Below are 6,912 nucleotides of genomic sequence, written 5' to 3'. Positions count from 1 at the left end.
TCATTTGAAATTTCCATGCTGGCAACCGCAACAGCGTGTGAAACCAACTAATTTGATCAAAAAAAGGCAAACCTCTTTTTTCTATATTAGCAGCGCCATTTTTATCTAAAAATCGGCCGCCATAATTGGCCGCATTGGTTCCAAAACCAGTTTGATTGTCTGTTTTTATATTTTTTTTTTCTTTTTTAAATACTTTCATAAAGTAAATTTAAACCATTTTAATTCATAAAAAAAGTCCCAATCGGGACTTTTTTATTATTTACTCAAATACATTTTTCGTCTAGAATACAATTCGTAAAACTGATCGTCTTTCAAATCATCTATAAACAAAATACTTTCTCCTGTGCTTTTCATTTCTGGACCTAATGCTTTGTTTACATTTTGAAATTTACTAAAAGAGAAAACAGGTTGCTTGATTGCATAACCTTTTAGTTGCGGATTAAATTTAAAATCGGTTACTTTATTTTCGCCCAACATAACTTTAGTTGCATAATTTACATAAGGTTCGCCATAAGCTTTTGCGATAAACGGAACCGTTCTCGAAGCTCTTGGATTGGCTTCAATGATATAAACCATATCGTCTTTTATAGCAAATTGAATATTTATTAAACCAACAGTTCTAAGTGCTAATGCAATTTTCTTCGTATGATCTTTTATTTGTTGCATGACAAATTCGCCCAAATTAAATGGAGGTAAAGTCGCATTAGAATCGCCAGAATGAATTCCGCAAGGTTCGATGTGCTCCATAATTCCTATGATGTACACATTTTCTCCGTCGCAAATTGCATCGGCTTCGGCTTCAATTGCACCATCAAGATAATGATCTAAAAGCAATTTATTTCCTGGAATATTTTTTAATAAATCTATGACATGCTCTTCGAGTTCTTGTTTGTTGATGACAATTTTCATGCCTTGTCCTCCCAAAACATACGAAGGACGAACGAGTAATGGAAAATCTAGAACATCGGCCAAAGCACTTGCTTGGTCTGCATTTTCTGCAATTCCGAATTGTGGAAATGGGATTTTAAGCTCTGTTAAAAGCTCAGAAAAACGCCCTCTATCTTCGGCTAAATCTAAAGCATCAAAAGAGGTTCCTAGAATTTTTATTCCGTATTTAGATAATTTTTCAGCAAGTTTCAAAGCGGTTTGCCCACCTAATTGTACAATAACTCCTTCTGGTTTCTCATGACGAATGATATCGTAAATATGCTCCCAAAAAACAGGTTCGAAATATAATTTATCGGCTGTATCAAAATCGGTCGAAACCGTTTCGGGATTACAGTTTATCATGATGGTTTCGTAACCACATTCTTTAGCTGCTAAAACTCCGTGAACACAAGAGTAATCGAACTCGATTCCTTGTCCAATTCTATTGGGTCCAGAACCCAAAACAACTACCTTCTTTTTGTTGGTTACAATACTTTCGTTGTGAACGTATTTTTCTCCCGAAGCAGTTTCTATTTCAGCTTCAAAAGTGGAGTAATAGTAAGGTGTTAATGCTTTAAATTCGGCAGCACAAGTATCTACTAACTTATAAACTCGATTGATATTTTGCTCTTCACGTAATTTATAAACTTGACTTTCCAAACAACCCATCATATGTGCAATTTGTCTGTCGGCAAAACCTTTTTGCTTAGATTCTAGCAATAAATCTCTAGGTAAAGTATCTATTTTGTATTTAGAAATTTCTTTTTCTAAACTATATAATTCTTCATATTGTTTCAAGAACCACATATCTATTTTTGTGATTTCGTGAATGCGTGACAATGGAATTCCCATCGCAATAGCATCATAAATCACAAAAACCCTATCCCAACTTGCATAGGTTAGTTTGTCTATAATTTGCTCGTAATTTTTGTATCCTTTTCCGTCTGCTCCTAAGCCATTTCTCTTAATTTCAAGTGATTGCGTGGCTTTATGTAAAGCTTCTTGAAACGAACGACCAATTCCCATAACTTCTCCTACGGATTTCATTTGAAGCCCTAAAGTTCTGTCTGCTCCTTCAAATTTATCGAAATTCCAACGAGGAATTTTTACAATTACATAATCTAAAGTCGGTTCGAAAAGTGCTGAAGTAGATTTTGTAATTTGATTTTGAAGTTCATCTAAATGATAACCCAAAGCCAGTTTTGAAGCAATTTTTGCAATTGGATAGCCTGTCGCTTTAGAGGCTAATGCTGAGGAACGTGACACACGAGGATTTATTTCAATCGCTACAATATCTTCTTTATCATCTGGTGAAACGGCAAATTGTACGTTACAACCTCCTGCAAAATTTCCGATACTTCTCATCATCAAAATCGCCATATCACGCATTCTTTGAAACGTTGTGTCCGATAAAGTCATGGCTGGCGCTACCGTTATAGAATCTCCTGTATGAATTCCCATTGGATCCATATTTTCGATAGTACAAATAATAACTACATTGTCATTCTTATCACGAAGTAATTCTAATTCGTATTCTTTCCAACCCATTAATGCTTTATCGATAAGCACTTCGTGAATTGGCGACATTTCTAATCCGTAAGTTAGTTTTTCGTCGAAATCTTCTTTTTTATAAACAATTGCAGCTCCAGTTCCTCCTAGTGTAAACGATGGACGAATCACTAACGGGAAACCAAATTCCTGCGCAATTTCTTTTCCTTTTAAGAAAGAAGTTGCTGTTTTTGCAGGTGCTTGCGGAATCCCTATTTTATTTAAAAGGTTTTTAAATTTTTCTCTATCTTCCGTAATTTCGATAGCATTTACATCGACACCAATTAGTCTTACATTAAAATCTTTCCAAATTCCTTTTTCGTCAGCTTCTAAACAAAGATTTAAGGCTGTTTGTCCTCCCATTGTTGGTAAAACAGCATCAATTTGCGGATGTTCTTTTAGGATTTGAATAATCGATTTTGTTGTAAGTGGCAACAAATAAACATGATCCGCCATGGTTGGGTCGGTCATAATAGTTGCTGGATTAGAATTGATAAGGATTACTTCGATTCCTTCTTCACGAATAGAACGTGCCGATTGTGATCCTGCATAATCAAACTCACAGGCTTGACCGATTACGATTGGTCCTGAACCTATAATTAAAACCGATTTTATTGAATTGTCTTTTGGCATTGTGTAGTTGTAGTTAGTTGTGTGTTTTAGCCCCGATTACTTCACTTAATTTTTATTTTCATTGGAGTTCAGTGAACTTCGTTTGAAACGTAAATCCTTTTTATTTTTTCTTTAAAAATAAAAAGATTGAAGTGAATAGCGGGAAATAGCTTCAAAAATTTATTAATATTTATGAACAGATTTAAAAAAAAGCCGCTACTAATAAAAGTAACGGCTTTATATTGATTGTTAAATCATTATTTTTTGTGTCTTGGTTCACAAGAAACAGTCAATTTATGTCTTCCTTTAGCACGACGACGAGCTAAAACTTTTCTTCCATTTGCAGAAGCCATTCTGTCCATGAATCCGTGTTTGTTTCTTCTTTTTCTTTTCGATGGTTGGAACGTTCTTTTGCTCATTTTGTGTATCTTTAAATTCTTGTATAAATATCTTGTTGTAGGTTTCTTTCAAACCGAGTGCAAATATACAATGATTTTTTTTTCTTGCAAGTGGTTTTATAAAAATATTTTAATTCTTTTACTATATTTGCCATTCATTATAAAAACACTACTATGTTTCATAGAAATATTAAGCTTGTAATAGCAGCTCTAGTTATATTTACTGGGATTTGGCAATTTACCGAAGGGAATATTGGAAACGGGATTTTCCTTATTTTACTATCTGCAATTCCTATTTTCTTATATTTTAAAAACGAATTTATCCTTTTAGCCTTCTTAAAATTAAGAAAACAAGATTTTGCAGGTGCAAAAAGCTGGTTGGATAAGATAAAAAATCCAGAAACGGCTTTGGTACAAAAGCAACAAGGTTATTTTAATTATTTACACGGTTTGATGCTTTCGCAAACGAATTTGATTCAGGCGGAGAAATATTTTAAGAAAGCGATTAGTTTGGGATTAAGTATGGATCAGGATTTAGCGCTTGCAAAACTAAATTTGGCCGGAATTGCTTTGAGCAGAAGACGTAAAATTGAGGCTACTAATTTGCTTACTGAAGTTAAAAAATTAGATAAGCAAAATATGCTGAAAGACCAAGTAAAAATGATGAAAGATCAGATGAAAAAGATTTAACTAAAAAACCCTTCAAGAGTTTGAAACTCTTGAAGGGTTTAAAATATGTTTTTACTTCACAAACTCAATCGCTTTTCCCAAAGCTTCTTTAATTCCATTTGTATTTTTACCTTTTCCTGATGCGAAGAATGGTTGTCCTCCACCGTTTCCATCAATGTACTTTCCTAATTCTTTGATAACTGCGTTAGCGTTTAAGCTTTTTTCTGCAATCAGTTCTTTAGTAATATAACAATGAATATTTGGCATATTCTCTTCTATTGAAGCTAAAACTACAAACGAATTTGGTTTTGAACTTCCCAATGCTTGCGCCAAATCTTTGGTCGAACTCATACTTAAATCTACTTGTTTCGACAAAAAGTTAATACCATTAATTTCTTGAAATTCAGAAACTAAAGTATTTTTTAATCCATCGATTTTTTCTTTAAGCAATTGCTCGATTTGTTTTTTCAACTTCGCATTATCATCTTGCAATGAAACAACCGATTTTAAAATATCTTGTGGATTCTTCAATGCAATTTTTACTTCATCTAAAGTATTTTCTTGTAAAGCAAAATGTGCTTTTACAGCATCGCTAGTAATTGCTTCGATACGTCGAATTCCTGCTGCAACGGCTCCTTCAGAAATGATTTTGAAATGCCAGATTTCAGCGGTATTTTTCACGTGAATTCCACCACAAAGTTCCATGCTTTCTCCAAATTTAATCGCACGAACGTTGTCTCCGTATTTTTCGCCAAACAAAGCCATTGCTCCTTCGTCTAAAGCTTGTTGAATCGGAATACTTCTTCTTTCTACTAATGGTAATTGCTGTTGAATTCTCTCATTTACAAAATTTTCAACTTCTAGTAATTGCTCGTCTGTTACTTTACTAAAATGTGAAAAGTCGAAACGTAAATTATTTGGGTTTACCAATGATCCTTTTTGCTCTACGTGCGTTCCCAAAATAGTTCGCAATCCCAAATGCATTAAATGTGTCGCCGAGTGATTTCTAGACGATAAATCTCGCAAATCAGTATTTACTTTAGCTACAAAACTTGCAGATACATTCTCAGGCAATTGTTTCGCAAAGTGCAGAATTAAGTTGTTTTCTTTTTTAGTATCGATAATATCAATCGTTTCGTTAGCTGAAACTAAAGTTCCTTTATCTCCAACTTGACCTCCTCCTTCTGGATAAAACGGTGTGTTGTCTAAAACTATTTGGTATAAGATTCCATCTTTTTTAGAATCTACTTTACGAATACGAGTGATTTTTACATCATTCTCCGTTTTATCATAACCAACGAACGTCTCGACGTTTCCTGGAATTAAAACCGACCAATCTTCAGTCGAAACTTCTGATGCAGCACGCGAACGATTTTTTTGTTCTTGCATGGCAGCATTAAATCCAGCTTCATCTAATTCGTATCCTTTTTCACGAAGAATTAAAGCTGTTAAATCGATTGGAAAACCGAAAGTATCATATAATTCGAATGCTTTTGCTCCTAAAACTTCTTTTCCTTTTGTTTCAGCAACAACTTTATCTAATAATTGCAAACCTTGATCTAATGTTCTTAAAAACGAAGCTTCTTCTTCACGAATTACATTGGTAACTAATTGTTGTTGTGATTTGATTTCTGGGAAAAATTCTCCCATTTGGTTTGCCAAAACTTCTACCAATTTATTAATAAAAGGCTCTTTGGTATCCAAAAACGTAAATCCGTAACGAATCGCACGACGCAAAATACGACGAATTACATAACCTGCGCCAGTGTTAGATGGCAATTGTCCATCAGCAATAGCAAATGCTACCGCACGAACATGATCGACAATTACTCTGATAGCAATATTGGTCTTGTTTTGTTCTTCGCTTATGTTTTTAACTTCGTTTGAAGTATATTTATAACCTGTAATTTGTTCTACTTTTTCGATAAGTGGTGTAAAAACATCAGTGTCATAGTTAGATGTTTTTCCTTGCAACGCCATGCACAAACGCTCAAATCCCATTCCGGTATCTACGTGTTGTGCTGGTAATTTTTCTAGAGAACCATCGGCTTTACGGTTGAATTCCATAAAAACGTTGTTCCAGATCTCTACTACTTGTGGGTGGTCATTATTTACTAGACTTTTTCCTGAAACTAAAGCTTTTTCTGCATCAGTACGCAAATCGACATGAATTTCTGAACATGGTCCGCAAGGTCCTTGATCTCCCATTTCCCAGAAGTTATCTTTTTTGTTTCCTAAGATGATTCTGTCTTCGTCGATTAATCCTTTCCAGATATCCCAAGCTTCTTGGTCAAAAGGTACATTGTCTTCCTTGCTTCCTTCGAAAACGGAAACATATAAGTTTTCTTTTGGAATTTTATAAACTTCTGTCAATAATTCCCAAGCCCAATTAATAGCTTCTTTTTTGAAATAATCACCAAATGACCAGTTTCCTAGCATTTCGAACATCGTGTGATGGTACGTATCGAAACCTACATCTTCTAAATCATTGTGTTTTCCTGACACACGCAAACATTTTTGTGTATCGGCAATTCTTTGACTTTTTGGCGCTCCGTTTCCTAAGAAATATTCTTTGAATTGCGCCATTCCTGAATTGTTAAACATAAGCGTTGGATCGTCTTTAAGTACGATTGGTGCTGATGGAACGATAAGATGTCCTTTTGATTCGAAGAATTGAAGGTATTGCTTGCGGATTTCTTTTGATGTCATTTTTTTAATTTAAAAATTTAAAAATTTCAAGATTTAAAAATTATTTAGG

4 protein-coding genes and 1 pseudogene are annotated in these 6,912 nt (G+C 34.2%); 1 reads left to right on the top strand and 4 read right to left on the bottom strand.

Features of this window, described 5'->3' with window-relative positions; genetic code table 11:
* From ACH2BG_RS08770 to rpmH, 3 genes and pseudogenes are all read right to left on the bottom strand, one after another.
* A pseudogene (locus tag ACH2BG_RS08770) lies at nt 1-199 on the bottom strand (Inward rectifier potassium channel Irk); the annotation flags it as partial.
* A 56-nt stretch (nt 200-255) separates the two neighbouring features.
* Nucleotides 256-3,108 (bottom strand): carbamoyl-phosphate synthase large subunit, encoded by a 2,853-nt coding sequence (carB, locus tag ACH2BG_RS08765; RefSeq protein WP_395047314.1) that lies wholly within the window; start codon nt 3,106-3,108, stop codon nt 256-258.
* A 236-nt stretch (nt 3,109-3,344) separates the two neighbouring features.
* Nucleotides 3,345-3,506: a 50S ribosomal protein L34 gene (gene rpmH / locus ACH2BG_RS08760; protein WP_007136275.1), complete on the bottom strand. Its 162-nt coding sequence runs from the start codon at nt 3,504-3,506 to the stop codon at nt 3,345-3,347.
* Between the two features lie 153 nt (nt 3,507-3,659).
* On the opposite strand from rpmH, the gene ACH2BG_RS08755 reads away from it, so the two are divergent.
* Nucleotides 3,660-4,175, top strand: coding sequence for a DUF2892 domain-containing protein (locus ACH2BG_RS08755; RefSeq protein WP_395047313.1), 516 nt, complete (start codon nt 3,660-3,662; stop codon nt 4,173-4,175).
* Nucleotides 4,176-4,226: 51 nt separating this feature from the next.
* Here the strand turns inward: ACH2BG_RS08755 and alaS are convergent, their stop codons facing one another.
* Entirely contained in the window at nt 4,227-6,863 is a 2,637-nt protein-coding gene (gene alaS, locus ACH2BG_RS08750; protein WP_395047312.1) for an alanine--tRNA ligase, read from the bottom strand.
* Between the last annotated feature and the right edge of the window lie 49 nt (nt 6,864-6,912).

This window comes from Flavobacterium sp., from assembly GCF_043779715.1.
In the GTDB taxonomy this organism is placed as follows: domain Bacteria; phylum Bacteroidota; class Bacteroidia; order Flavobacteriales; family Flavobacteriaceae; genus Flavobacterium.
Note: the sequence above shows the minus strand (reverse complement) of the source record. Positions and strands in the feature narration are given on the sequence as shown.